The sequence below is a fragment of the Paraburkholderia sp. A3BS-1L genome (assembly GCF_051125215.1).
GTDB lineage: Bacteria > Pseudomonadota > Gammaproteobacteria > Burkholderiales > Burkholderiaceae > Paraburkholderia.
In genome coordinates, this window is record NZ_CP120445.1 from 632,164 (window position 1) to 656,436 (window position 24,273).

Here is a 24,273-nt window from a genome sequence, read left to right on the forward strand (position 1 = left end):
CCGAAACGCGGGGGCGCCCGCCGCGGGTGTGGTGGCGCCGCTCCTGTTTGTAGAGTTCTGTAGGTTCCTCGGTGCTAACGACCCCGCTTTCACGAGCGCGATCGGCCCGATGTCAGATCGCCTCGTGACGTCGGCACTGCTTCGATCCAAAACATAGAACTACAGATCAATGTCAAAGCCATTTCAAATGTCCGCTTCCCGGCCAAGTTCAAATGTCCGCTTTTGCAGGGTTTAGGGTTGGTCTTTCACGGGTTGCAGCTCACGCCGTGTCGAAGATCGGGTCATGAACAGGCAGGGCGCTCACGTCCGTCGCGCCGCCCCTTGCAGACCGATGACCTGGTTCGGGATGGTCCTGTAGAGACTGCTTTTGCCGGGCTAGATCGACGATCACTTGCTCAATGTCGGCCTGTGTAAATTCGCGTTGCTTCTTCTTGCGCGCATGGCTTTGCTTGCGCTCTGTTCGGCTCGACTCCCCGCGGTGCGTTCGGGAAGGGGCTTTACCAATCCGCTCGTTATCGCGTTGAGCCTGAATCACCTGCGAGACCTGAAGCACGTGACTCAGCCGTTTGTGTTCAACGATGGCGCGCCCTGATCCACCTCGGTGAGCCGGTCATACTCGCGGTACGGCAGCACGCGGCCCTCGGCCCGCAACTCGATACGCCCGTCTGGGTACTCCCAGACCTCGACATACCGGCGAATAAGCTTGCGGGTCTCCGGCGTATCGTCGAGCAGGTACATGACCCGGTCGTACTGCACCGTCAGCGCCTTCGTCACAATCCTCGACTCGGTAGGTAGAGACGAGCCTTGAAGCGGTAGCCTTTGCGGAGCCTCGCTGTTGCTGGCGCTTTCGCGCCAGTGCCCTCACCGAGCCGGCCTGGCCTCTTGAACTCGTCCCCCCGCACAGAACCCACCGTGCAGATTTCCCGCAGTGGGCTCCCACAGATTGCATTCGCCTTGTCATGCTTGTCAGATCATCGGGTGCAGCAAGCGCCCGGAGGGCAGTTCGAACCATTCCCGGCTGGACAGGTACCATAGCTGAAATCGCAGAAGTCCGCTTCGAATATAGCTTCGAGAATGCGCGCCACCGCCCTCTGTAACAGGCGGTCCTCGACCGTCGGTATCCCCCGTACAAACAGGAAATTAACAAAATTCCTGCTGTACGCGAAATCGAGGCAGGGTCAGTCGCGAAGTGTGGACATCCTTGTCAGGCTATTGACGACGCACGCCAGAGCTTTCCGACCTTGCATTCTTCCTACAAAAACCTAAACTCGTTGCGGTGGCATGCAATCCCTGCCGCGACGTGTGTTTCCATGAACCGCAGGAGGCCCTCTCTCTGCGGTTTCTTTTTATCTAAAACGCATAGACGCGGGGCAGCGCGGGGAGCGCCGTCGGGCACCCAGACGGGCTCCTCGCGCGCGAGCCCGAAATAGCCCGGGCCTTCGAGACAGACCACCGTTTCCCGTCGCTCTCATGAAGCCAGGTCACCTCGCCTTCCGACAGGTCGAGTGTCTGAGGTCTCCCGAACCCAGGATCTTAGGAAATCTGACCTATCTTGAGCTCTCAACCAGCAAGAGAATTCTCAAACATCGCGAGAAGTCTTGAGCAGTGGGGAATGTCCCACGCGTGAATAAGGCGTAGGCGGGCATACTGCCGCGCTCGAGTGCTGAAGACAGCACCCTTATTCGCTAATCCACCCGTCTGCCGTCTGCACGAGCGGCATCCGCATAGGCGAGTGCCCCGCGCCAGTGACAAGCTTCGCGATGTCCGGATGGGCCTGCTTGCCCGCAGCCAGTCGGACGGACGGCTGTCGAGCCGAAAGAGCGCCGCCGATCCTTTTACTGCCGATGGAGCCCGACCCGTCGCGTTGAGCCAGGTCGCGCCATGCGACGTTTTGACACTCAAGCTCGAGGCCGTACCGTCCGCTAAGCCGTCACGACTGACCGCGTATCGACCCTGGCCACCCGCGCCGGGGGCGTGCGCGCAAGTGTGAAGGTCCACCGCTTCGGGTTCGAGCATGATTCATACGAGCAGCTACGCCATCCCCATCTCCCGTCTGATCACGCGCCCCATGCTGACGTGCCTCCCCTCCACCACGGTACGCGAGGTCACGCGGCGCATTTTTGCCGAACGCTGCAGCTGTGTCGTCGTGATGGAAGGCGACGAGGCCATCGGCATCTGGACCGAACAGGACGCGCTAGCCTTGAGCGGCGACACCGAAGAACTCGACCGTCCGATCCGCGCCGTCATGAGCGCGCCGCTGCTTACGCTGGATGCCCGCACGTCGCTCGGCAAAGCGGCCGTCCGCTTCAAGCAGTCGGGCATCCGCCATTTTGGCGTGGTCCGCGACGGCAAATGCATCGGCGTTCTGACGCAGACCGACGTGGTCGTCAACCAGGGCGCCGAGTTCTTCCTGCGCCTGAAGCCGATCGAGGCGATCCACGTGCAGCCGCTCGTCGTCGTGGCGGCGTATCGACCGTTGCGCGAGGCAATCGCCCTTATGCGGGCGCGCCGGCTCGATGCAATCGTCGTGGAATACGGCTGCGGCGAGCATGGCATCCTGACCGAGCGCGACGTGGTCCGGCTGATTGCCAACGACGCCCTGAGCGGCGCCGTCGGCGATCACGCAAGCCGCCCGCTGCAAACGCTTCCCGCCACCCAGAGCCTGTACGCCGCGCAGCACCACATGGTGCGCCAGCATATCCGCCATGTCGGCGTGCGTGACGCCAGCGGCTTTCTCACCGGCCTTTTGAGTTTCGCGGACATCCTGCAGAACATCGAAGACGAGTACGTGAGTGAACTGCAAAGCGCGTTGCGCGAGCGCGATGAGGCGCTTGGCCGCGCACGGTTCAGCCTGCGCATGGCCGATCGCGTGTTCGAGTCGGCGCTGGAAGGCATCATGGTCACGAACCGCGAGGCGAAAATCGAGCGCGTAAACCAGGCGTTCACGCGCCTCACCGGTTACACCGAAAAGGAGGTCGTCGGGCGCAATCCGAGCATGTTGAATTCGGGCCACCAGAACGCCGTTTTCTACCAGGACCTGTGGCGCGCCCTCAAGACCCAGGGTCATTGGCAGGGGGAAATATGGAACCGCCGCAAGAGCGGCGAGCTATACCTCGAATATCTGACCATCACGAGCATTCGCGACAACGACGGCGACATCTCGCACTACGCCGGCATCTTTTCCGATATCACCCAGCGCCGCCAGACCGAGGAACGTCTGCGCTACCTCGCGACGCATGACGTGCTGACCGCCCTCCCGAATCGCGTGCTGTTCGAAGAACGGCTCGAACGGGCAACCATCCACGCGCAACGCGGTGGCCGCAAGTTCGCCGTCCTGTATCTGGACCTCGACCGATTCAAGCTGATCAACGACACGCTGGGCCACAACACCGGTGACGAAGTGCTCAAGGTAGTGGCCGCGCGGCTGCGCGAGCGGCTGCGCGCAAGCGACACCGTCGCGCGGCTGGGCGGCGACGAGTTCGCACTGTTGCTGGAGGAGCTCAACGACATCCGCGACGTGGGCCGTCTCGCGCGCTCGCTGCTCGACTCCGTGGGTGAGGCGATCCACGTGGATGGCCGCGAGATCTTCACGACGCCGAGCATCGGCATCAGCATCTATCCGGACGACGGCACCCTGGCCGCACAGCTGATGATGCGCGCCGACCAGGCGATGTATGGCGCGAAGCGCCGGGGTCGCAACGCATTTCAGTTTTTCGAAGACGGGATGACATCGTCGGCATTGGCGCAGCTTGAGCTGTTGGGCGAACTGCATCGCGCGCTGGAACAAGGTGAATTCTGTCTGTTTTACCAGCCTCAGTACGATCTCGCGACGAGCCGCATCGTCGGCATCGAGGCCTTGCTGCGCTGGCGTCATCCGCAGCGCGGCATCGTGTCGCCAGGCGAATTCATCTCCGTGGCCGAGCAATCCTCCCTGATCGTGCCGCTCGGCCGCTGGGTGCTGCGCGAAGCCTGCCGGCAGGCGCGCGCCTGGCTCGATGCCGGCTTCGAGTTTGGTCGCATCGCGGTCAACCTCTCGGCACGGCAGTGTGTCACCGACACGTTGCTGAGCGATCTGAGCACGATCCTTAGTGAGACCGCGCTGCCGGCGGAACGGCTCCAGCTCGAACTGCTTGAAAGCATGGCAATGAACACGCGCGAAGAAATCGTCTCGCTGCTGCAGGAACTGGTCGCGCGCAGAGTCAGCCTCGCCATCGACGACTTCGGCACGGGATACTCGTCCCTCGCCTATCTGAGGGACCTGCCTGTCGATACATTAAAGATCGACCGCTCGTTTCTGGCCGAGCGCGACGCCCACAAGTCAGACCGCGCGATCATACGCGCGGCCGTGGCGATGGGCCGCGCGCTAGGTCTCGACGTGGTCATGGAAGGCGTGGAGACGCCCGAGCAACTGGACTTCCTGCGCGAGGCGGGCTGCCACCAGGCGCAGGGCTATCTCCTTGCACGCCCACAGCCGGCGGAATTGCTGAGCGCGTACCTGGCACGCGGGTACGCCGCCTCTTTCGCCCATCCCTGAGCGCGGCCTGACTGTTGCCCGAAGCGCTCATCCCATCAGCACGGAGACGGCATCCTCCAGTGTCTGAGCCTGGCGGGATTGAGCACGGCCGACTCCTCGACGAGTGTTGCATTCATTTGCGTGATCCGTGCAAGCAGCTCGACGGCGATCTGGGATTCGGCCATCTCGACGCTCTGGCTGCCGCGTGCCTCGGCGATCTGCGTGACGGCGCACGCGAGTTCGGCGACCGACTGCTCGCCCCGGCTCATGTTAGCGCCCGCGCCCGCGGCGGCCTGCGCGCTCACGGTCATCATTTCGAGCGAGCTTTCGATCAGCGACTTGATCTCGGCGGCCGCCGCCTCGGACCGCTTCGCCAGGTTGCGCACCTAGCGGGCCACCACCGCGAAGCCGCAGCCGTTCTGCCCCGCTCGCGCTGCTTCCACCGCCGCGTTCAAGGCGAGTAGGTCTGGAACGCAATGCTGTCGATGGTCCCGGTGATTTCCGAAATGCGCCGCGAATGGCCGGCCAGTTCCTCTGCGAGGGGCTTTGTCAACTTCGCAAGTACAGGATATGTATCTGAACAAACATAGTTATCCCGATCAGACAAAATACTCGAATTCAAAACGGACGGCTTAACCATGCCAGATGGTGAGCCGTTTCTTGAGTACGACGCAATGATATGCTGCGTTCATCTGATTTCTGGGCACGGCGAAGTGCTGCCGTATCGGGCCAAAGCATGAGAGAAACACCTGGGTGAGACGTGCATCGCGAAAGCCGCACATGTGTCTTGCGCGCCTGCGGGTCGGTTGATGGCTGTTCTCGGCGCGATTGGTCACGCCTGCAGCGGCTTTCACGGGATCTGGTGCAAATAGATGGCGAGTCCGCGATGTCTCTTACAAATATGGATACCTTATCGATTGAAAAGGACAGCGCTCCAGACAGAGGAAGCAGTGATGTCCTCAAGCGCGAGAGCGGATAGGTCGAACTGCCCCTTGCGAATGCGATGCATCAACTCGATGCCTGATATCGTGGTCGCGGCAGTTCTGAAACGTTTGAACCCGAGCATCACGTTCGTTCTGGACTTGATGTGGCGATGGTCCTGCTCGATCAGGTTGTTGAGGTACTTCGAAGAGCGCTCCTTCGTGCCCTCGGGAAGCAGGCCATCAATTTTCATCTCACGCACGGCTCGATGCGACGCGGCATACCCATCAAGCGTGTCCGTCTCCGGTGGTCGGCCCTGATGCTTGATTGCCTTGCTGAAAAAGGCCTTCGCTGCAGCCACATCGCGCTTTGCCCTGAGCATGAAGTCTACCGTCTGGCCGCTCCGATCCACCGCCCGATATAGATAAACCCATTTGCCCCGGATCTTGAGATACGTCTCGTCAACCCGCCAGGACCGCCCCGCAGACATGGCGAAGTGGTTCCAGCGCTTGACGAACTCAGGCGTATAGCGCCGCACCCAGCGCAGGATCGTCGTGTGGGCAAGCGACAACCCTCGCTCAGCCATCATCTCGACGAGATCGCGCAGGCTGAGTTTGTAGCGCAGATATCATCGCACACAAAGAATGATCACGTCGCGGTCAAAGTGACGGCCAGCGAACAGCCCGTCCAGATTCTTCAGTTTGCTCATACCGAGCCCTAAAATTGCTCAGCCCGCCACTCTAACCGATTCGTAGGTCGCTATTTGCACCACAACCGTTATCGAGTACTGCAATTCTCATATGTCTAGAGTGCCACTCTTCACTATTCCACCACCGCGCCCAGCGCACCGGGCTTCCGCCTCCGGTACTTTTCCACGCCGCGACGCTCACCATGCCTTGCAATCAACGCGAGGGTAAATTATCCCAATGATTGGGCACGGGACTATGCTTCTGGTAGTCGAAGACGCACGTCCTCCCTTCGGATGCTGGCCGCCTGCGCGACATTGCAGGTGCGTCAGGCAAAGACGAGCATCACCGCCAGACGGCCGTTTGCAGACAGCAGCCGAACCCACTACATGGCGCTACTCGCTGACATCGCTGCTGCTTCGAGACGCTGGTCGCCAGGCATCATCCCAAACGCGCCCCACGCGCAAGGGAAATCCAGTACACAACATGCGCCGTCACACCGCAATGACTCGCCAGCCTCCCAGCCGTGGAATATCATTCGAACTCAATGCCCAAGGATCCTGGAAAGAAACGATTTCGATCTCTCGGAGGCGGCGCCGCTGAAGAAGCGATCCACTGGACAATCATCGATCACGGAACCGGTCTCCATGAACACGATGCGATCGGCAACACGCTTCGCGAAACCCATTTCGTGCGTCACGACCATCATCGTCATGCCCTCTGCGGCAAGCTCGGTCATCACGTCGAGCACCTCGTTGATCATCTCCGGGTCAAGTGCGGACGTCGGCTCGTCGAACAGCATGACGACCGGGTCCATGCACAGGGCGCGCGCAATGGCAACGCGCTGCTGCTGACCGCCGGAGAGCATTCCCGGATATTTGTCGGCGTGTGCGCGCAATCCCACGCGATCCAGAAGGGCGAGCCCTTTCGCAACAGACTCGTCACGGCGACGCTTCAGCACTCGCGTCTGTGCGAGGACGAGATTCTCCGTGATCGTCAGGTGCGGAAACAGCTCGAAATGCTGAAAGACCATCCCGACACGCGAGCGCAGCTGCGAAAGATTGGTCTTGGACGCCGTCACAGAAATTCCGTCGACCACGATGTCGCCCGACTGGATCGGCTCGAGGCCGTTGACGGTCTTGATCAGCGTCGACTTGCCTGACCCCGACGGTCCGCATACCACCACGACCTCGCCGCGTCCGATCGTGACTGAGCAGGACGTCAACACCTGATGAGCGCCGTACCATTTGTTGACGTCGCGAATCTCGATCATCGTCTCGCCCGCTACAGCCTTCGACGGTTGTTCAGCGCGTGCCGGCGCGCAGTCCCGCTCAATCATGTCACTCATTTGTCGAAATACCCCGCGCGGATCGTCGCGCCAATGAGGTTGAGGATCAGCCGGCCCGCGGTCACGCAAGTCACCTGGCTAGCGTTGTCCTTGGACGGTTGAATCTCGACGATATCCATGCCGACCACGCGGCCCTTCCTGACCAGGCCGTGAATCAGCTTGCGCGCCTGAACGAAGTTCACGCCGCCGGGCGCCGGTCCATCCACCGCCGGCATGATGGTCGGATCGAGCCCGTCCGCGTCGATCGTCAGGTAATAGTTGCCACCATCGGGAATCTGTGCGAGCACAGCGTCCATGCCTACGTCGTGCAATTCGTATGCGGTGACGATTTGCGCGCCGTACGCCTTCGCCGCCGCAAACTCCTCGGGCCGCGCGCTTCCTTGCGCACGCAAGCCAATCTGGAAGATACGGTCTACATGATCCATTTCCGAAGCGCGGCGGATCGGGCTCGACAGGCCATCCCGCACGCCGTTCACTTCGTCGCGCCAGTCGAGATGGGCGTCGATATGCACGAGCGTCACCGGCGTTTTGCTGTCGTATGCCCGCAGCACCGGCGTCGTAATGCCATGGTCGCCGCCGAGCACGATGGGCAGCGCGCCAGCTGTCAGGATCTTGCGCACGGCCGCCTCGCAGCGACGATAGTGGTCGCCGGGCTTGGCCAGATCCGGCATGATGTTGCCGCAATCGACGAAACGGATATCGTCTCGCCCTTGAAGCATCGGGCCATCGATATCGAAATCATAGTGATCAGGTGCGCGAACGATCCGGTCTGTGACCGCGCGAATGGCTTGCGGCGCATTCGTCTGGTCATTGGTGAACGACTTCGCGCTGTACGCCGATCCGAACGGCATGCCAAGGATTGCGATGTCCGCTTTCAGATTTTCCAGATCCGTCACAAGTTCGGAATACAAAAGGGTCTTGTGTCCCGTAGGCGGGGCGATAGTGAGATGTTCCATACAATCTCCGTCTTTGCAAGCTTTGTGTCCTAGCGATGGCTCCAGCGTTGTGCACGCAATTCGATTGCACTACCGCAGACATCCAGGAGGACACTACATGCCCAATAAAAAATCGCTGTCGTCCCGAGTACCTCCACGTACGCAAAGGTGTCGGCGGTCAGCAGGTTGCTTTGATACGTCAGCTCGGGAAGACTCATCACCGAGAAAATAGCGGTGTCCTTGAACATCATGATCACGAGACTCGTGGCCGGTGGCGTGACGAATCCAAATATTTGCGGCACGACCACGAAGCGCTGCACCTGCCACGGCCGCATGCCGAGCGACTGTGCAGCCCGCACCTGACCGCGCGGAACGCTATGAAATGCCGCTCTCAGGATTTCGCAGAAGTAGCCGCCCGTATAAAAGGCCATGGTGCCGACGGCAACCATCATGGTTGACGCCTGCACACCCAGTTTCGGCAAGCCGAAGTAGCCGAGATAGACGATGATGAGGAACGGAATGTTGCGTACCAAATCGATATACGCGAGTGCCGGCGTGCGCAGCCACCAACGCCGCGCGTCCGCCATGTAGGCAACGATCGTTCCGACCACACCACCCAGCGGAATGCCGATGGCGCTCACCAGCGCCGTGATCTTCAATCCGTGAAGCAGGACCGGAATCCCGGAAACGACGATGTCGAAGTCAATGTGCATGGGGCAACACTCTCGCAATGCGACGTTCGAACATCCTCGAAAGAGACGAAACGCCAAGAAGGATCATGAAATACACGGCGGCGGTCGCACTGAATACCTGCAGCGGCAAATCGCTCTGCAGCGTGGCGTTGCGCGCCACGGTCGCGAGATCCGTCACGGCAATGATCGAAAGCAGCGACGACGCCTTGAGCAAGACCGTGAACTCGCTTGTGAGCGGTGGCACCGCGCGGTAGAACACCTGGGGAAGCAGAATGTGCCGCCATATCTGCGACGCGCGCATGCCGAGGGCGTAGCCAGCCGCACGCTGACCCCACGCGATGGTGCTGAGCGCCGCTCTCAGAATCTCGCTGATATAGGCCGCCGTATTGAGCGAAAGCGCCAGAATGCCCGCCGTGATGGGTGCAAGCGTCACGCCGATGAGCGAAGGCACCACGTAATAGGCGATAAGCAACTGGATCAGCATCGGCGTTCCGCGAATGGCACTCACGTAGAGCATCACAGCGGACCTTGCCGGCCGCCCTCCGCCGATGCGCAGCGCAAGCAGCAGCACGCCCAACCCGAGACCGACAATGAACGCAACGCCGCTCGCCACCACCGTGATGGCAACCCCCTTGAGCAGCCCATGATAGAAAGGCGCGAGCGCGCCATGCGCAGTCAACCAGTTGATCATGGCCGTTCTCTTTACAGCGCGCCCGGAGGCAGATAGTTCGAAGTCGGCAGGTCGAGCGTCTCGCCGAACCACTTTTTCTGCAACTGGGCGAGCGTCCCGTTCGCGCGCATGTCGTCGAGGCTGCTGTTGATGAACTTCAGCAGTTCCTTGTCCTCGGGATTCACGACCCAGGCCAGCAGCTTGGGCTGGCCCGCCTCGCCAATCACCCGAAAGGCATCGGGCTCCTTGCGCATCTGCACGGCGAGCACGTTCGACGGAATCACGCCCACGTCGATCGAACCGTTGTCCAGCGCCGTTTCGACATCGGGATAGCTCTGCAGCAATTTGAGGTCTGCGTAGCCCTTACCCGTCTTCTTCTTGAGCCCCTGCTCGAACTCTTTCGCCAGCGGCTGCGCCATTGAGCCCATCTGCGTGCCGACGGTCTTGCCAACCAGGTCGTCTGGAGTATTGATCGAATGATTGCTCTTCTTGACGACGAACAGCGAATGCACGACGCCGATTGGCTCCGTGAACGAGAAGCGCTTCGCGCGTTCCGGCGTAATGCCCACGCTGGTCGCCACGAAATCGAAGCGTCGCGTGAGCAGCCCGGGCAGCAGCCCCTGGAACGGTAGATTGAGCTGGTTAAGCTTCACGCCCAGCTTCTTCGCCATGTATTCGAGGATGTCATGGCCGTACCCGACGATGGCACCGTTCTGAACGAACTCATAGGGTTCGTAGGCTGCCTCCGTGCCTACGGTTAGCTGGCCGCGCGCGCGGATATCGGCGAGCGATCCGCCTTCGGCGAAGGCCGTGCCGCCCATGCAAGCTGTTATCAGCATCGCGACAGCACTCTTCAATAGGGTTCGACGCAGGTAGGGGCTCATGTTGTCCTCGTGGGTGGGATCGTCATTGCATGCCGCGTAATCTATGCCGCGAAAATAATGTTGAAAAACGATTTTTTTGACGATATGGTTTTGAAAAACAAAACCTTCAGAACCTTCGAAACATGAGCAAGACTGAGTTCGACGAACGCAACCTCCGTTCCCTCCGTATCTTTTGTGCCGTCGCGCAGGCGCACGGATTCGCCGCAGCCGAAAAGGAGCTCAACCTCTCCAAGGCCTCGATCAGCCGGCACATCCGGGAAGTGGAGGAGAAGCTGAATACGCGCCTGTGCGAACGCGGACCGCGAGGGTTCGAGTTGACGCGTGCCGGGCGCGTTGCGCTGGAAGTGGCGTCTTCTGCGCTGCGGGCACTCGATCGGATCAAGCCCGAAATCGATGCCGTGGGCGGTCTTCTTTCGGGCACGCTTGCCATCGGCATCACGGAGCACATCGTGACGGCAAAAGCCTGCAGGGTTCCAGAAGCGATCGCCGAGCTCAGACGTCGCGCGCCCGCCGTACGCCCTGAAGTGCAGGTCATGTCGTTCGCCCAGCTCAACCAGGCATTGCGGGAGCGGCGTGTGGAAATCGTGATTAGAGGCAGTTACAGGAAGGAACGGACTTTCGACTATCTGCCCCTTTTCGTCGAAACACACCGCGTCTATGTGCGTGCCGACGCTGCGCGCTGCAAGGCGGGAACACCCCTGCCCCTGATCTATCGCGAGCATCCGTTCGTAGACGACCTGCTCGAAAAGCCCGGATTCACGAAGGGTCCGATCGCCGCAGGACTGGAAGCCATCGCGCTGTTGTTGACCTCTGGCGACTACGCCGGCCTGCTGCCGGAGCACTACGCGGATAAGGTCGGCGAGCATTACCCGCTGAGCGTCGTCAAGGGAAGCCCGGCCTATCGCAACGGGTTATGCGCGATCACCGAAGCCTCGCGACCCATCTCGCGCAATGCCGAACTCTTTCTGGAAATTCTCGCTGATCTGCATTCAGGCTGACACCAGCCTTGCTTCACCAGCAATCGAAATAGCGTTGTGCGATCTGGAAATCAGCAGTTTTCGTGAGCACGAGCATCAATAGCAGCCGCGCTTTTTGAGGATTCAGCCCATTTGCGCAGATGGTGTGAAAGTCCGCATCGTCGGCCAGAGGCAGGACCGTGCCGCTGCCGGTGCGCGTCGAGCGGACCATCAGCACGCCGTTGTGCTGCGCCTTTCTGGCGCCCGCGCGCGCGGACACGGACAAACTGCCGTTTCCGGTGGCGGCCAGCACAATGCCTTTTGCTCCGGATGCAATCGAGGCGTCATACAGATGCTCACCAGCGCCGATGTGATCGAAAATCACATCCACCTGTGGCAGCATTGCCATTTTATCCAGGGCAAACGCCATTCCTTCGACATGGCGGGGCACGAGGGAATAGAAGAATCTGACTATCCCGCCAGTGATCTCGCCAAGCAAACCGTGCTCGTGGGGCCGAAATGCGTCCGTCGCGCTGGTATGCCGCTTGGACGCGTAGCGCGCGGCAACGATGCGGTCGTCGAGCACCACGAGCACCCCCTTGCCTCGCGCCTGCGGCGACGCCGCCACCTTCACCGCGTTGTAAAGATTGAGCGGACCGTCGGCACTCAAGGCTTGAGCGGGGCGCATCGCGCCAACGACGACGACGGGTTTCTCCGAGTTCGTCACCAGGTCGAGAAAATAGGCGGTCTCTTCCAGAGTATCGGTACCATGAGTTAACACGATGCCGTCTACGTCGGGGTCGTTTAGTGCCTGTGCCACGCGCTGCGCCAACTGCAAGAGCATGCCATTGTCGATGTCGTGACTCGGAACGTTAAAGACCTGCTCCCCGGTCAACGAACCCAACGCATGCATGTGCGGCACGCTCGCCATGACCTCTTCGAGAGTCGCCGTTACCCGGTAATCGTGCAACTGGGTTGCGCTCGCACCTGATGAAGCAATGGTTCCGCCTGTCCCGAAAAGAACAATGCGTGGTCCGGTGCAGGTGCTCTCGATAGTCTCCTGGCCATGGTCTGATGGGGTCACTCGGGTTGTATTCATAGGATTCAGTTACCTGTGCCGTTTCCAAATATTGTCGAATCGACGGGACGATTGAGATAGCCATGCCGGCGCAACATCGACACCCGATTGCCGCTGAGGACTCGCTTCCGCAGCATCCAGTCCAGGACCTCGGCCGAACGCGCCTAACTGACGGCAGCGCCATGCCGTATTACAGCCTCGGACACGAACGACTCGAGCAGACGCTGCGCCGGCACGGTCAGTGGCATGTCGGCGCGGTACAGGGCATGAATGGTGCTGCGCGGAAGCGCATCCGCAATCGGCAGTTCGATGAGATCCATCGCGCTCCCGTAGCGATCGAAAAAACCTCTCGGCATGATTCCCGCCACGTCCATGCGCGGCATCAGTGCCAGCAGTGTGGCGAACGACTCGCATTCTAGCCGGATCTTCGGTGTCAGTTCGACCTGCGCCTCGATATACAGGTCCCGTGGATCGCCGGGGCCGCCTGCGGGGCCGGTCAGCACCCAGTCGGCGTTTGCAAGACCCGCGAGCGTTTTCACGCCTGCAAATGGATGTCCACGTCGCGCGGCAATGACTATGCGGCTCTCAAACAGCGGCTGAGCCAGCAGATCGCGCCCCGCGCCGTCGGTCGGCAGCGGCCCGAGCGCCAAATCCAGTTCGCCGGTCCGCACCTGCTCCAGCGCACGCGGATAAAGCGTGTCGCGCACTCGCAGGTTGACCTGGGGCCAGCGGATACTGAATCGGGCAAGCGCCCCCGGCGCAAGCAGAATGGCGGCTACCGGGGAAACGCCGATCGTCACCTGCGCCTGCGCATGCCGCAAATGCCAGGCGACCTCCTCGCGGCCGCGCTCGATCTCACGCACCGCGTTGCTGGCACGGGCGGCCAACATCTCGCCAGGCGACGTCAGACGCACCCCCTTGGGCGTGCGCAGCACGAGCGCGGTACCGAACTCTTCCTCCAGTTGCCGCAGCGCCTTGGTCAGCGCAGGCTGCGTGACGTTGAGCACCTGTGCCGCGGCGCGCAGGCTACCGGTCTGCGCGATGGCCAGCAGCAGGTGGAGGTGTTGAAGCCGCACGAGTGTTTCTCCTGGAGGGCGATAACCCATGGTAATCGAATTAAAAAAATGTGAAGCGCTTTTCGCAGAGGCAATCGCTACGATTTTCCCAGCACGACGCATCGTGCCGCCAAAGTCGATGCGAGCGTATGCCAATACCGTGTTTTCCCTTTTTTCGGGAGCTTCAATTGCAAAAGCGTGTGAGGAATGTCCTCTTCATCATGTGCGATCAGTTGCGAGCCGACCATCTCTCCTGCTTCGGCCATCCCGCACTTCAAACGCCTAACCTCAACCGCCTCGCCACGCGCGGTGTGATTTTCGAGCGTGCCTATGTGCAGTCGCCGGTGTGCGGCCCATCGCGCATGAGCTATTACACCGGCCGCTACGTGCACTCGCACGGCGCGAGCTGGAACTTCGTGCCGCTCAAGGCGGGCGAGATGACGATCGGCGACCATCTGCGCCCGCTTGGCGTGCGCTCGGTGCTCGTCGGCAAAACGCACATGCGCGCGGACCTCGCCGGCATGTCGAGGCTGGGTATCGATCCCGCCTCGCAGGTCGGCGTGCGCATTGCCGAATGCGGCTTCGATCCGTATGAGCGCGACGACGGCATTCACCCGTATTCCGGCCACGACCCCGATCCCGCCTATAGCCGGTATCTGCGCGAGCAGGGTTTCGATGGCGATAACCCGTGGGAAAGCTGGGCCAATTCCACGCTCGACGACGACGGCACATTGCGTTCGGGCTGGTTCCTCAAGTATTCGAACCGGCCGGCGCGCGTGCCCGATGGGCACTCCGAGACGCCCTACATCACGCGCCGCGCGATGGATTTCATTCGCGAGGCCGGCGATCAGCCGTGGTGCCTGCATCTCTCCTATATCAAGCCGCACTGGCCGTACATCGTGCCCGAGCCCTACGCCAGCATGTATGGGCCTCAGGACGCGCTGCCGGTGGTGCGATCCGAAGAAGAACGAAATAATCCGCATCCCGTCTATGCGGCCATGATGGACCACCGCGTTTCGCGCACTTTCTCGAAGGACGGCGTGCGTGATGCCGTGATGCCGGGCTACATGGGCCTCATCAAGCAAATCGACGATCAGATGGGCGTGCTGTTCGCGTTCCTCGATGAGCGCGGTTTGATGGAGTCCACCATGATCGTCTTCACGAGCGATCACGGCGACTACCTCGGCGACCACTGGATGGGCGAGAAAGACCTGTTCCACGAGCCCGTGATCCGCGCACCGCTGATCGTCTACGACCCTGACGAGCGCGCCGACGTCACGCGCGGCACGCGCTGCGACGCGCTGGTCGAAGCCGTGGACCTGGCGCCCACCTTTCTCGACGTATATGGCGGCGAGCCGGTGCCGCACATCATCGACGGACGCTCGCTGCGCCCGTTGCTGTTCGGCCAGCGCCCCCGCGACTGGCGCGAGCACGTGGTCTGCGAGTACGACTTTGCGTTTCAGGATTCGCGCATCGCGCTCGGCACCCAACCGCGCAACGCATGGATGCGCATGATCTTCGATGGCCGCTGGAAGTACGTGCTGTTCGAAGACTATCGGCCCATGCTGTTCGATCTGCTAACCGATCCACACGAGTTCCGCGATCTTGGCGCGTCCGTTGCGCCCGAGCACGTGGCGGCGCGCGCGCGGCTGCACGAGGCGCTGTTTCGCTGGGCACGCCAGCCGCGCCAGCGCGTCACGATCGCCGACGGCACCATCGCGTCCATCGAGGTTCAGCCGCGCATTTCCGAAGGCGGCATCCTGATCGGCTACTGGGACGAGGAGGATCTCGCGCAGGCGCGCCAGACCTTCAAACCCCGCTTCGCATCCTCCAACCCACTGGTCAAGCCCACACTGGATCGGTTGACCCATCCTCAAGGAGCCCAGCATGGCGACTGAAACGCCCGATATCACACGCGCCTTAACCGGCCTCGATGGTGTGTCCTGGAACATCCTCGGCCAGGTCTACGTGCCCAAGCAGGTGAGCGACGACAGCATCGCGTGGCACGCGACCTTTCCTGAGGAAACCTTCGTGCCGCCGCACACACATCCCCATCAGGACGAGTACATCTATGTGCTCGACGGCCAGATCGACCTGCTGCTGGGCGGCAAGCGCACCACGGCTTCGACGGGCGACCTCGTGCGCATGCCGCGCGGCATCGAGCATGCGTTCTTCAACAACACGGGCAAGCCCGTCACGGCGCTGTTCTGGGCCGCCCCGGCCGGCAAGCTGCTCGAGCTCTATCGGCGCATCCACAATATGTCGAGCCCCGCAGAGGTGATGAGGGTCGCGCGAGACTACGACGTGGTGTTCGCGCCGCCGGTTTCATCGGCGGCCTGACTTCGCGCATCGGCTCGCACCGCCGGCCGCGCAGCCGGAGAATCAGTCACTCCGGCTCCATAACATGAGATTCGACCAGAGGTTCGACGCAATGGAGACATTGGCAAACGACGGCGTTGCGCCCGGCACGGGCGGTCGACGCTTCCACGACGCAGCGACGCGACGCAAGGCCTGGAGCATCACCGCAATGCTCACCGTGTTCATGGTGCTCAATTTCGCCGACAAGGCCCTGCTCGGCCTCGTGGCGCGTCCCGCCATGACCGAACTGGGACTCACGCCGGTAGAGTTCGGCTTCATCGGCAGCAGCTTCTTTTTTCTCTTCAGCCTCAGTGCGATCGCGGTGGGTTTCGTGGCCGACCGCATCTCGAGCCGCTGGCTCGTGCTCGCACTCACCGTGACCTGGGCGGCAGTCCAGTTCCCGATTCTGGCTGGCGGTGGCGCGACCGTGCTGCTCGTCTGCCGGATTATCCTCGGCGCGGGGGAAGGGCCCGCGCTGCCTATTGCCTTGCACGCCACGCACGGCTGGTTCCCGGCTGAGGATCGGGCGCTGCCCAGCAGTGTGATCGCCGTCGGGCCAACCATCGGCGCTGCCCTGGCCGCGCCCGCCCTCTCGTGGATCATCGCTTCACCTGCGCTCGGCTGGCGCTGGGCGTTCGGGATTCTGGGTATCGCCGGCATTGCCTGGGGCATCGGCTGGGCCTGCATCGGCAAAGACGGTCCTTATTTCGGCACCCATCCGGCCAGCGAGGGCGGCTCCGTGCCGCTGCGGCGCGTGTTCGGCTGCCGGATGTGGCTCGCGGCTACGCTGGCCGGCTTTGCCTGCTTCTGGGCGCAAGGCGCGATGACAACCTGGGTACCGCAATACATCGCCGGCGTGCTGGGCATCCAAGCCTCGCGGGTCGGTCTCGTCTATGCGTTGCCATGGACATTCGGCACGCTCCTGCTCGTCGCGCTGGGTTTTGCCGGCCGGCGCATCATGCGCCGCGGCGGCTCCGCGCGCCTCGCGGTGGCGAGCCTGTTCGGCGCCTCGCTGCTGGTGTCGGGCGTATGCCTGATGTGGCTCACACACGCTTCCGGAACGCTGGCGCTCGTGCTCACGACGGTAGGCTGGGGGGCGTTCCTGGTATTCCCGATGGCGCCGACCGCGATAGCCTATGCTGTCCATCCAACCCAGCGCGCGGCCGTGATTTCGGCGATGGTCGGCATCGCTTCGATCGGCGGCGTGATATCGCCCGCGGTGTTTGGCTGGCTCGTGCAACATGCGGGCTACGCTTTGAGCGCCTACGGCACCGGCGACCCGGCGTTGCTCGTCCAAGGCCTCGGCAACGCGATCTCGCTGACTGGCGGGTTGCTGATCGCCACGGGCCTTGCCGCCATCTTGTGGATCCGCCCCGAAGAGACCGCCCGGCAGTTGCAGCACCACGCCACCGCTGGACAGGCCACACCCCTCATGGCACCAGAAACGAGGTCGAGTCCGTGAACGACGCCGAATTTCAATACGTAACGGGCCAGGGTCGCCCGAGCTTTCCGGCCTTGCTCGCAGGGTTCGAAGCGCAGAGCGCCGCTGCGGTGCATACTGAGGACTGCCGCCTCGACCTGCCTTACGGGCCTGGGCCGAGACAGGTCTTCGACTTCTTCACCGCCCGCCGCCGGGCGCGCGCAACACTCGTCTATTTCCACGCGGGCTATTGGCAGTCGCGCGACAAGGCGACGTTCCGCTTCATCGCGCCGGCCTTCACGCGGCTCGGCTTGAATGTTGCACTCGTCAACTACCCGCTCTGTCCCACTGTCTCGCTTGGCAAGCTGCTCGAATCGGCGCATGCATCGCTCGATGCGGTCGCAACGGCCGGCAACGCAAGTGCACGACAACAACCGCTGCCGCTCATTCTTTCCGGGCATTCGGCGGGCGGTCATATCGCCGTCGAACTCGCCCTCGCGCAAATGCCCGTTGCCGCCGCACAGCGCCCGGCCGTTGCTGGCGTCGTAGCGCTCAGCGGCATCTATGACCTCGCACCACTGCTCGCCACCACGCTGAACCGCAATTTGATGCTCGATGCCGCCGATGCGGACCGTCACTCCCCCCTCCATCGCGTGCAACCGGAACGCGCACGCGCGTTATTTGGCGTGGGGGGCGACGAAACCACGGCGTTCCTCGATCAGAGCCGCCAAATGTGCAAAGCCTGGCAACAGGCGGGTAATCATGGTGTGCTGGAAATCGCACCAGGCGCCGATCACTTCAGCCTGCTGCAACAGTTCACTTCGCCTCAAGCCAGTCTATACAGTACGACGGCGCGGTTCCTCGACGAAGCCCTGAGCTGATTGCCAGGATGCTGGACGCTCTGTGCCAGAAGGTGTTATTCCCAGCGACGGTCATCAACCATGCGGTGCGCTAGTCCGAGCTTTGCCTTCTCAAATAGCTGGAACCCCTATCAGTGCTGGGTTTCGGCTATTTTTTGAGGCTATCGTGTACCCATGTAAATTAGTATTTTTATATTGCATTTAGCGGTTTTTGTGCTTGAATTAGTGTTCATGTACGTCGAACACGTTCCCAACCGCAATTCCCCACCCGCGATCCTGCTGCGTGAGTCGTATCGCGATGGCAACAAGGTGAAGAAGCGCACCCTCGCCAACCTCTCGGCGCTTCCCGCCGAGGTCATCGAGGGCTTGAAGGTCCTCTTGCGCGGGGGCGTCGCGGTGCCCTCGGCTGAAGAGGCCTTCGTGATCGAGCGCAGCCTGCCACACGGACACGTGGCCGCGGCGCTCGGCGCCGCGCGCGCCTGTGGCGCCGAGCAGTGGTTTGCATCGGCGCCTGCCGCGCTGCGCTCGGTGGTGATGGCACTGCTGGTGGCGCGGGTGGTCTCGCCGGCTTCCAAGCTCGCCACCCATCGCATGTTGCGCGACGAAACCGCCACCCATTCGCTGTCGCGGCTGCTCGGTCTGGGCGACGTTGACCTTGAGCAGATCTACGCCGCGCTCGACTGGCTCGGCGATGCCCAGGAAGGCATCGAGAAGCGGCTCGCCAGGAAACATCTGGCCGGCAACACGCTGGTGCTCTATGACCTCACCTCCACCTGGGTGACCGGACGCTGCTGCGAGCTCGCCGCCCACGGCTACAGCCGCGATGGCAAGCGCGACGATCCGCAGATCGTGTTCGGGCTGGTTTGCACTCCTGATGGATGTCCGGTGGCCGTCGAAGTCTTCGCGGGCAACACCGCCGATCCGGCTACCGTGGCCTCTCAGGTGGAGAAGCTCAAGACGCGCTTTGGCATCGGCAAGCTCGCCTGGGTGGGCGACCGGGGCATGCTCACGCAGGCGCGTATTGACACGGTATTGCGCCCGGCGGGCCTGGGCTGGGTGAGCAGCCTGCGCGCGCCGCAGGTGAGCGCGCTTGCCCAGGAGAAGGGGCCCTTCCAGCCGTCGCTGTTTGATGAGCGCAATCTGCTCGAGGTGACCAGTGAGTCGTTTCCCGGTGAGCGGCTCATCGTGTGCCGCAATCCGCTGCTGGCCGAGGAGCGCAGCCGCAAGCGCGAGGCGCTGCTGCAGGCCACTGAAGCCGAGTTGATGAAGATCGCCGCAGCGACCACGCGGGCCCGCAACCGCCTGAAGGGCGTGGAGACGATTGCCTTGCGCGTGGGCCGCGTCATCGACCACTACAAGATGGCCAAGCACTTCGATCTGAGCTTTACCGACGAGGGCTTCACGTGGACGCGCAAGTCCGAACAGATCCGGCAGGAAGCGTCGCTCGACGGTCTATATGTGGTGCGCACCAGCTTGCCCGAACAGGACCTGCCAGCCGAGGCGGCCGTATCGGCCTACAAGGGCCTGGCGGTCGTGGAGCGTGCGTTCCGTTCGCTCAAGACGGTCGACCTGCAGGTGCGCCCCATATTCCACTGGAACGCCCAGCGCGTGCGCGCTCACGTGTTTCTGTGCACGCTCGCCTACTACGTCGAATGGCACATGCGCGAGACCTTGAAGCCCATGCTGTTTGACGATGAATACATCGAGCTCGCGCGCGCCGCCCGAGCTTCGCCAGTCGCCAAGGCGCAACGCTCGGAGCAGGCGAAATCCAAGGACACCACCCGGCTGGGTGAGGACGGCTTGCCACTCCACAGCTTCCGCACGCTGCTCGATGATCTGGCCACGCTCGCCTACAACGTCTGCCACACACCTCTGAACCCTGAGGCGAAGATCGTGATGACCACGCGGCCCACACCTGTTCAGGAAAAGGCCTTCCGCCTGCTCAACATCAGCCCCGCGCGTACCCAGTAACCGACTCCGCCGGACACGCGCAACCGCGACAAATCAAAGACTTGCGCGCGCCGCGCGCTCAAAGTTCGGGCTAGTACTTCCGGAAGAACGCTCGCGTAGCCGCCCTGCGAAGAAGCCGCGTCCAAGCCACACTGCCTGGTTCTGTCGCGATAAGGATGGCAGGGTGAGCAAGTCCCGATATGCTGAGGATTACTACATGACAAGTGAATAGAATTGCTCGGCAGCAGTGCGCCGGATTCCAGCGTCCTTCATCTGCCCCTTCCGGATCATATGCATCACTTCGATGCCCGACAGGATGATGCGGGCGCAACGAAAATCCTTGAACCCTAACATGGGTCGCGTGCGACGCTTGATGGTCCGATGGTCCTGCTCGATTAGGTTATTCAGGTACTTGTTCTGGCGAATCTTGATGGGTGTTTTGCGTTCTGCGTTCAGAGCGTTAAGCGCAGCCAGATTGGCGCCGCTCTTGTCGATGGTTACCGTCTCGGGTTCACCATTCTGCTGGATCGACTTTTCAAAGTAGCGCCGGGCAGCGGCCTTGTCCCGTCTGGCTCGCAGCAGAAAATCAACCGTGTTGCCTTCCTTGTCCACGGCCCGATAGAGATACCTCCAGTCGCCCCGAACCTTCACGTAAGTCTCGTTCATTCGCCAGCTCTTGCCGACTGGGCGCTTGCAGCGGCGGAACGACTTCTCGAGCACTGGCAGAAGCTTGATGGCCCACCGGTGAACCGTCGAATGATCGACCGCAATCCCACGCTCGGCCATCATTTCTATATGAACGCGTCCCTTTTGCGCAAGTGTTTCGTGTGTCGTGACTGACAGGATGGGCTGCTGCTCTATATCCGGGCTTGTTGCAGCTCGACAGGCTGCGGCCCTCTATGAAATCCGCTGGCCCGCGCCTCATTCTTCCAACGAGCTGCAAGCTCTCGAAATGATTCAGGCTTGGCGGGCCCCGGTCCTACCTGGTTTGTCATCACACCCGATTGCTGCGCAACCTTTCGATGTTCACCCTGTTTAAACGTTGATCTTCTTCATCGTGCAAGCTGTTCAGTCTGGCTTCACACTTACGTAGTCCCGCTGGTACGGCCGGTCATGGGCCAGCACCGCCCAGATCGTCCGCGCCATCTTGTTGGCGAGCGCCACGACCACCACATTGCGCGGGCGTCGCCCGCCGATCTGGTCGGCCCATTGGCCCGGCTCCTTCGCACGGGTCAGTACGCTGCGCGCGCCGTGAATGAGGAGCGTGCGCAGATACGTGTCGCCCCTTTTACTGATGCCATGCAGGTTCACCTTGCCTCCCGAGCCGGTCTGCCGGGGCACGAGACCGGTCCACGCATCAAACTCTCGCCCAGAACTGAATACCTTCGGATCACCCATCATCGCCACCGCCGCCGTTGCCGTGAGCAGCCCCACGCCAGGAATCTCGCTGATCGCCTTCACGGCTGGATCTTCCTTCTTCCATTCGCGCATTCGGCGCTCGATTTCTGCGATCTGCTCATCCAGTTTCGCCAACCCGTTCCACTGGTCACGCAATGTGTCAATCAGCACTGCAGGCAATCGCTCCGCAATCCGTTCCAGCAACGCCGGTATCTCCTTGTCGAGCTTTACCCGGCCCTTGCTCATCACTTCGCCATATTCTGCCAGCAGCCCGCGCAGCGCATTGCCCTGCATCGTGCGGAACTTCACCAGTTGTGCGCGCATCCGGTGCAGTCCCAGCATCGCCTGCTGCATCTCCGTTTTCACTGCGACCGACTTGCCTGGTTGCTACACTGCCAGCCAGATCGCCCGCGCATCTGCTGCATCATTTTTGTTGCCGATGTTGAACGCCTTGACGAACTTCGCTGGCATCAGCTTGACCTGATGGCCCATCTTCACCAGTTGCCGGGCCCAGTGGTGCGCACCGCCACACGCCTCCATCCCGATGAGGCAGGGAGTGCGATTCGCAAAGTATTCGAGGAACTTCGCCCGCTTGATCTGCCGATTCAAAATCTCGCCGGTATCCTGATCGACGTGATGCACCTGGAACACCGACTTCGCGATATCTACGCCCACTGCCGTACAATTGATCACTGGATCCTCCGGTTGCCTGGAAAGATTCTATTTTTTCCACGTGGGCACATCGATGCCGTTGGCCCGAGAGGATCCACTTTACTCTTTTCCTCACTCGGCCACTGGTGGGACGCGTTCATTTCATTCTTCCAGATGACGCAAGCTTAGCGGATAGGCGACGTACCACCGAACGCAGGTCAGGATCACCTCCAGCGGATAGTGCAGCCGTTTGAGCACACGGGCCACAGTCGGATCCTGCGTCTTCATTCATCTTCCAAGCGTTCGTTTTGAGCAAGCCAGCATAGCAGACCTCCCTATTGCGACGAAACCCGGCGAAGGCGCGGACCAGCCCACGTTCACCGAAATCGAGCAGGCAGCACGACAGCTTGGCATGGAGGCACACTACCTTCCTGTAGAATCGGGCAAAGTGAGCGATCAGGACGCCGAACAATTTCGCGGTTATCTGGACACCCTTCCGCGGTCCCTGCTCGCGTACTGCTGCAGCGGCATGCGCTCGGCGACCCTGTGGGCACTGGCCAGCACATCCACCATGTCGCTCGTCGAGATCCTTGCCGCAGGCAAGCGCGCCGGGGTCGACTTGAGTGGGCTCGCGCGCCGCATCGGCTCGCCGCACATCTCCACCGAGGAACAGCACGACGTCGTCATCATCGGCGCGGGAGCGGCGGGCGTCGCCACCGCGTCGAGCCTGCTTGACCGGGCGCCCAATCTTGACATCGCCATCATCGACCCCGCCGACGTGCACTACTACCAGCCCGGCTGGACGATGGTGGGCGCGGGCGTATTCCGCCCGGAAACGACCGCTCGTCCCATGGGTGGGGTACTCCCGCGCAATGTTCGCTGGATCAAGTCGGCTGTGGCCGCGTTCGAGCCCACAGCGAATGCCGTGATCCTCGAAGGCTGCCGCGTCGTGAAATACCGGCAACTCGTGGTCTGCCCAGGCCTTAAGCTGGACTGGAATGCCATTGAAGGACTGCCGCAGACGCTTGGGCGCAACGGCGTGACCTCCAACTATCGTTACGACCTTGCGCCCTACACCTGGCAACGGGTGCAGCAGCTAAAGGGCGGCCGCGCGCTCTTCACGCAACCGCCCATGCCGATCAAATGCGCGGGCGCACCGCAAAAGGCCATGTATCTCTCGTGCGATCACTGGCGCCGCACCGGCAGGCTCAACCAGATCAACGTCGAGTTTTACAACGCTGGCGCGGCGCTCTTCGGTGTAGCCGACTATGTGCCAGCACTCATGAAGTACGTTGAGTCGTACGGCATCGATCTGAACTTCGGTTTCAACCTGACGGCCGTGGACGGCGAAGCACGGCGCGCGACCTTCACGCGAGCACTCCCTGGCGGCGGCAGCGAAACATTCGAGACCGGTTTCGACCTGCTCCACGTCGTGCCGCCCCAGAAGGCGCCCGATTTCATCCGGGTCAGCCCGCTTGCCGATGCCTGCGGGTGGGTCGACGTCGATCAGGGTACCTTGCGGCACAAGGTCTACGAGAACATCTTCGGACTAGGAGACGTGACCAATACGCCCAACGCAAAGACCGCCTCAGCCGCGCGCAAGCAGGCGCCGGTCGTCGCGCACAACGTGCTTGCCGCGCTGGGTGTCACGCGCGGAGCGGCGATCTATGACGGTTACGGTTCGTGCCCGCTCACGGTCGAGCGCGGGAAGATCGTGCTCGCCGAGTTTCTCTACGGCGGCAAGGTCGCGCCGACCTTCCCCGGATGGATCATCGACGGGAAGAAGCCATCCGGTCTCGCCTGGCTGCTCAAGGAGCGCATCCTCCCTCCGCTTTACTGGCAAGGCATGCTCAAGGGACGAGAGTGGTTCGTGCAACCCCAGGTAGCCGACTGATACT

At 61.9% G+C, this 24,273-nt stretch carries 15 protein-coding genes and 7 pseudogenes; 8 read left to right on the forward strand and 14 right to left on the reverse strand.

All coding sequences use genetic code 11. The features are described 5' to 3' along the window. Positions 1–259 precede the first annotated feature (259 nt). A pseudogene (locus tag P5W99_RS33575) lies at positions 260–786 on the reverse strand (ISNCY family transposase); the annotation flags it as partial. A 1,228-nt stretch (positions 787–2,014) separates the two neighbouring features. Here P5W99_RS33575 and P5W99_RS33580 point away from each other — a divergent pair. Next, positions 2,015–4,534, forward strand: a complete 2,520-nt coding sequence (locus P5W99_RS33580; protein ID WP_434665603.1) for an EAL domain-containing protein — start codon at positions 2,015–2,017, stop codon at positions 4,532–4,534. A 298-nt stretch (positions 4,535–4,832) separates the two neighbouring features. Here the strand turns inward: P5W99_RS33580 and P5W99_RS33585 are convergent. The 8 genes and pseudogenes from P5W99_RS33585 to P5W99_RS33620 form a co-directional block, all read right to left on the reverse strand. After that, positions 4,833–5,033 (reverse strand): annotated as a pseudogene (locus P5W99_RS33585) (methyl-accepting chemotaxis protein); the annotation flags it as partial. A 112-nt stretch (positions 5,034–5,145) separates the two neighbouring features. Continuing rightward, positions 5,146–5,367: pseudogene (locus tag P5W99_RS33590) on the reverse strand (IS6 family transposase); the annotation flags it as partial. Positions 5,368–5,423: 56 nt separating this feature from the next. Continuing rightward, positions 5,424–6,143 (reverse strand): annotated as a pseudogene (locus P5W99_RS33595) (IS6 family transposase). Between the two features lie 521 nt (positions 6,144–6,664). Then, positions 6,665–7,393: an amino acid ABC transporter ATP-binding protein gene (locus P5W99_RS33600; RefSeq protein WP_434665606.1), complete on the reverse strand. Its 729-nt coding sequence runs from the start codon at positions 7,391–7,393 to the stop codon at positions 6,665–6,667. A 71-nt stretch (positions 7,394–7,464) separates the two neighbouring features. Beyond that, positions 7,465–8,424 (reverse strand): agmatinase, encoded by a 960-nt coding sequence (locus P5W99_RS33605; RefSeq protein WP_434665608.1) that lies wholly within the window; start codon positions 8,422–8,424, stop codon positions 7,465–7,467. 29 nt (positions 8,425–8,453) lie between these two features. Further along, positions 8,454–9,116, reverse strand: coding sequence for an amino acid ABC transporter permease (locus tag P5W99_RS33610; protein WP_434665611.1), 663 nt, complete (start codon positions 9,114–9,116; stop codon positions 8,454–8,456). After that, positions 9,106–9,786 carry an amino acid ABC transporter permease gene (locus P5W99_RS33615; RefSeq protein ID WP_434665614.1) on the reverse strand — a complete coding sequence of 227 codons (681 nt, stop codon included), beginning with the start codon at positions 9,784–9,786 and terminating at the stop codon, positions 9,106–9,108. The genes P5W99_RS33610 and P5W99_RS33615 overlap by 11 nt, the downstream gene beginning before the upstream one ends. Positions 9,787–9,797: 11 nt before the next feature. Then, complete coding sequence (locus P5W99_RS33620) at positions 9,798–10,649, reverse strand: transporter substrate-binding domain-containing protein (protein WP_434665617.1); 852 nt, start codon at positions 10,647–10,649, stop codon at positions 9,798–9,800. A gap of 122 nt (positions 10,650–10,771) precedes the next feature. On the opposite strand from P5W99_RS33620, the gene P5W99_RS33625 reads away from it, so the two are divergent. After that, positions 10,772–11,647, forward strand: a complete 876-nt coding sequence (locus P5W99_RS33625; RefSeq protein ID WP_434665620.1) for a LysR family transcriptional regulator — start codon at positions 10,772–10,774, stop codon at positions 11,645–11,647. 13 nt (positions 11,648–11,660) lie between these two features. Here P5W99_RS33625 and P5W99_RS33630 read toward each other — a convergent pair whose 3' ends face one another. Together P5W99_RS33630 and P5W99_RS33635 are read right to left on the reverse strand one after the other, a co-directional pair. Continuing rightward, on the reverse strand, positions 11,661–12,704 hold the full coding sequence (locus tag P5W99_RS33630; protein WP_434665623.1) for an asparaginase: 1,044 nt from the start codon (positions 12,702–12,704) through the stop codon (positions 11,661–11,663). 143 nt (positions 12,705–12,847) lie between these two features. After that, complete coding sequence (locus P5W99_RS33635) at positions 12,848–13,861, reverse strand: LysR family transcriptional regulator (protein WP_434666624.1); 1,014 nt, start codon at positions 13,859–13,861, stop codon at positions 12,848–12,850. 65 nt (positions 13,862–13,926) lie between these two features. Between P5W99_RS33635 and P5W99_RS33640 the strand changes: the two genes are divergently transcribed. From P5W99_RS33640 to P5W99_RS33660, 5 genes are all read left to right on the forward strand, one after another. Next, complete coding sequence (locus P5W99_RS33640; protein WP_434665626.1) at positions 13,927–15,636, forward strand: alkaline phosphatase family protein; 1,710 nt, start codon at positions 13,927–13,929, stop codon at positions 15,634–15,636. Continuing rightward, positions 15,626–16,078 (forward strand): cupin domain-containing protein, encoded by a 453-nt coding sequence (locus tag P5W99_RS33645; RefSeq protein ID WP_434665629.1) that lies wholly within the window; start codon positions 15,626–15,628, stop codon positions 16,076–16,078. The genes P5W99_RS33640 and P5W99_RS33645 overlap by 11 nt, the downstream gene beginning before the upstream one ends. A gap of 91 nt (positions 16,079–16,169) precedes the next feature. Further along, the gene (locus P5W99_RS33650) at positions 16,170–17,558 is read left to right on the forward strand and encodes an MFS transporter (protein WP_434665631.1); all 1,389 of its coding nucleotides are present in this window, start codon (positions 16,170–16,172) and stop codon (positions 17,556–17,558) included. Continuing rightward, on the forward strand, positions 17,555–18,397 hold the full coding sequence (locus tag P5W99_RS33655; protein WP_434665634.1) for an alpha/beta hydrolase: 843 nt from the start codon (positions 17,555–17,557) through the stop codon (positions 18,395–18,397). Before P5W99_RS33650 ends, P5W99_RS33655 begins: the two co-directional genes overlap by 4 nt. A gap of 210 nt (positions 18,398–18,607) precedes the next feature. After that, on the forward strand, positions 18,608–20,347 hold the full coding sequence (locus P5W99_RS33660) for an IS1634 family transposase (RefSeq protein ID WP_434661312.1): 1,740 nt from the start codon (positions 18,608–18,610) through the stop codon (positions 20,345–20,347). 192 nt (positions 20,348–20,539) lie between these two features. Here the strand turns inward: P5W99_RS33660 and P5W99_RS33665 are convergent. The 3 pseudogenes from P5W99_RS33665 to P5W99_RS33675 form a co-directional block, all read right to left on the reverse strand. Beyond that, positions 20,540–21,118: pseudogene (locus P5W99_RS33665) on the reverse strand (IS6 family transposase); the annotation flags it as partial. 276 nt (positions 21,119–21,394) lie between these two features. Next, positions 21,395–22,414: pseudogene (locus tag P5W99_RS33670) on the reverse strand (IS110 family transposase). Between the two features lie 126 nt (positions 22,415–22,540). Next, a pseudogene (locus tag P5W99_RS33675) lies at positions 22,541–22,663 on the reverse strand (IS6 family transposase); the annotation flags it as partial. A 34-nt stretch (positions 22,664–22,697) separates the two neighbouring features. On the opposite strand from P5W99_RS33675, the gene P5W99_RS33680 reads away from it, so the two are divergent. Continuing rightward, positions 22,698–24,269 (forward strand): beta-lactamase hydrolase domain-containing protein, encoded by a 1,572-nt coding sequence (locus tag P5W99_RS33680; protein ID WP_434666627.1) that lies wholly within the window; start codon positions 22,698–22,700, stop codon positions 24,267–24,269. Positions 24,270–24,273 lie beyond the last annotated feature (4 nt).

Bases quoted from the DNA above. Each gene is read 5' to 3' on its own strand.
- P5W99_RS33610 (WP_434665611.1), bottom strand. From the start codon at position 9,116: ATGCACATTGACTTCGACATCGTCGTTTCCGGGATTCCGGTCCTGCTT.
- P5W99_RS33580 (WP_434665603.1), top strand. From the start codon at position 2,015: ATGATTCATACGAGCAGCTACGCCATCCCCATCTCCCGTCTGATCACG.
- P5W99_RS33630 (WP_434665623.1), bottom strand. From the start codon at position 12,704: ATGAATACAACCCGAGTGACCCCATCAGACCATGGCCAGGAGACTATC.
- P5W99_RS33605 (WP_434665608.1), bottom strand. From the start codon at position 8,424: ATGGAACATCTCACTATCGCCCCGCCTACGGGACACAAGACCCTTTTG.
- P5W99_RS33650 (WP_434665631.1), top strand. From the start codon at position 16,170: ATGGAGACATTGGCAAACGACGGCGTTGCGCCCGGCACGGGCGGTCGA.
- P5W99_RS33620 (WP_434665617.1), bottom strand. From the start codon at position 10,649: ATGAGCCCCTACCTGCGTCGAACCCTATTGAAGAGTGCTGTCGCGATG.
- P5W99_RS33625 (WP_434665620.1), top strand. From the start codon at position 10,772: ATGAGCAAGACTGAGTTCGACGAACGCAACCTCCGTTCCCTCCGTATC.
- P5W99_RS33615 (WP_434665614.1), bottom strand. From the start codon at position 9,786: ATGATCAACTGGTTGACTGCGCATGGCGCGCTCGCGCCTTTCTATCAT.
- P5W99_RS33600 (WP_434665606.1), bottom strand. From the start codon at position 7,393: ATGATCGAGATTCGCGACGTCAACAAATGGTACGGCGCTCATCAGGTG.
- P5W99_RS33635 (WP_434666624.1), bottom strand. From the start codon at position 13,861: ATGCGTCGTGCTGGGAAAATCGTAGCGATTGCCTCTGCGAAAAGCGCT.
- P5W99_RS33645 (WP_434665629.1), top strand. From the start codon at position 15,626: ATGGCGACTGAAACGCCCGATATCACACGCGCCTTAACCGGCCTCGAT.
- P5W99_RS33660 (WP_434661312.1), top strand. From the start codon at position 18,608: ATGTACGTCGAACACGTTCCCAACCGCAATTCCCCACCCGCGATCCTG.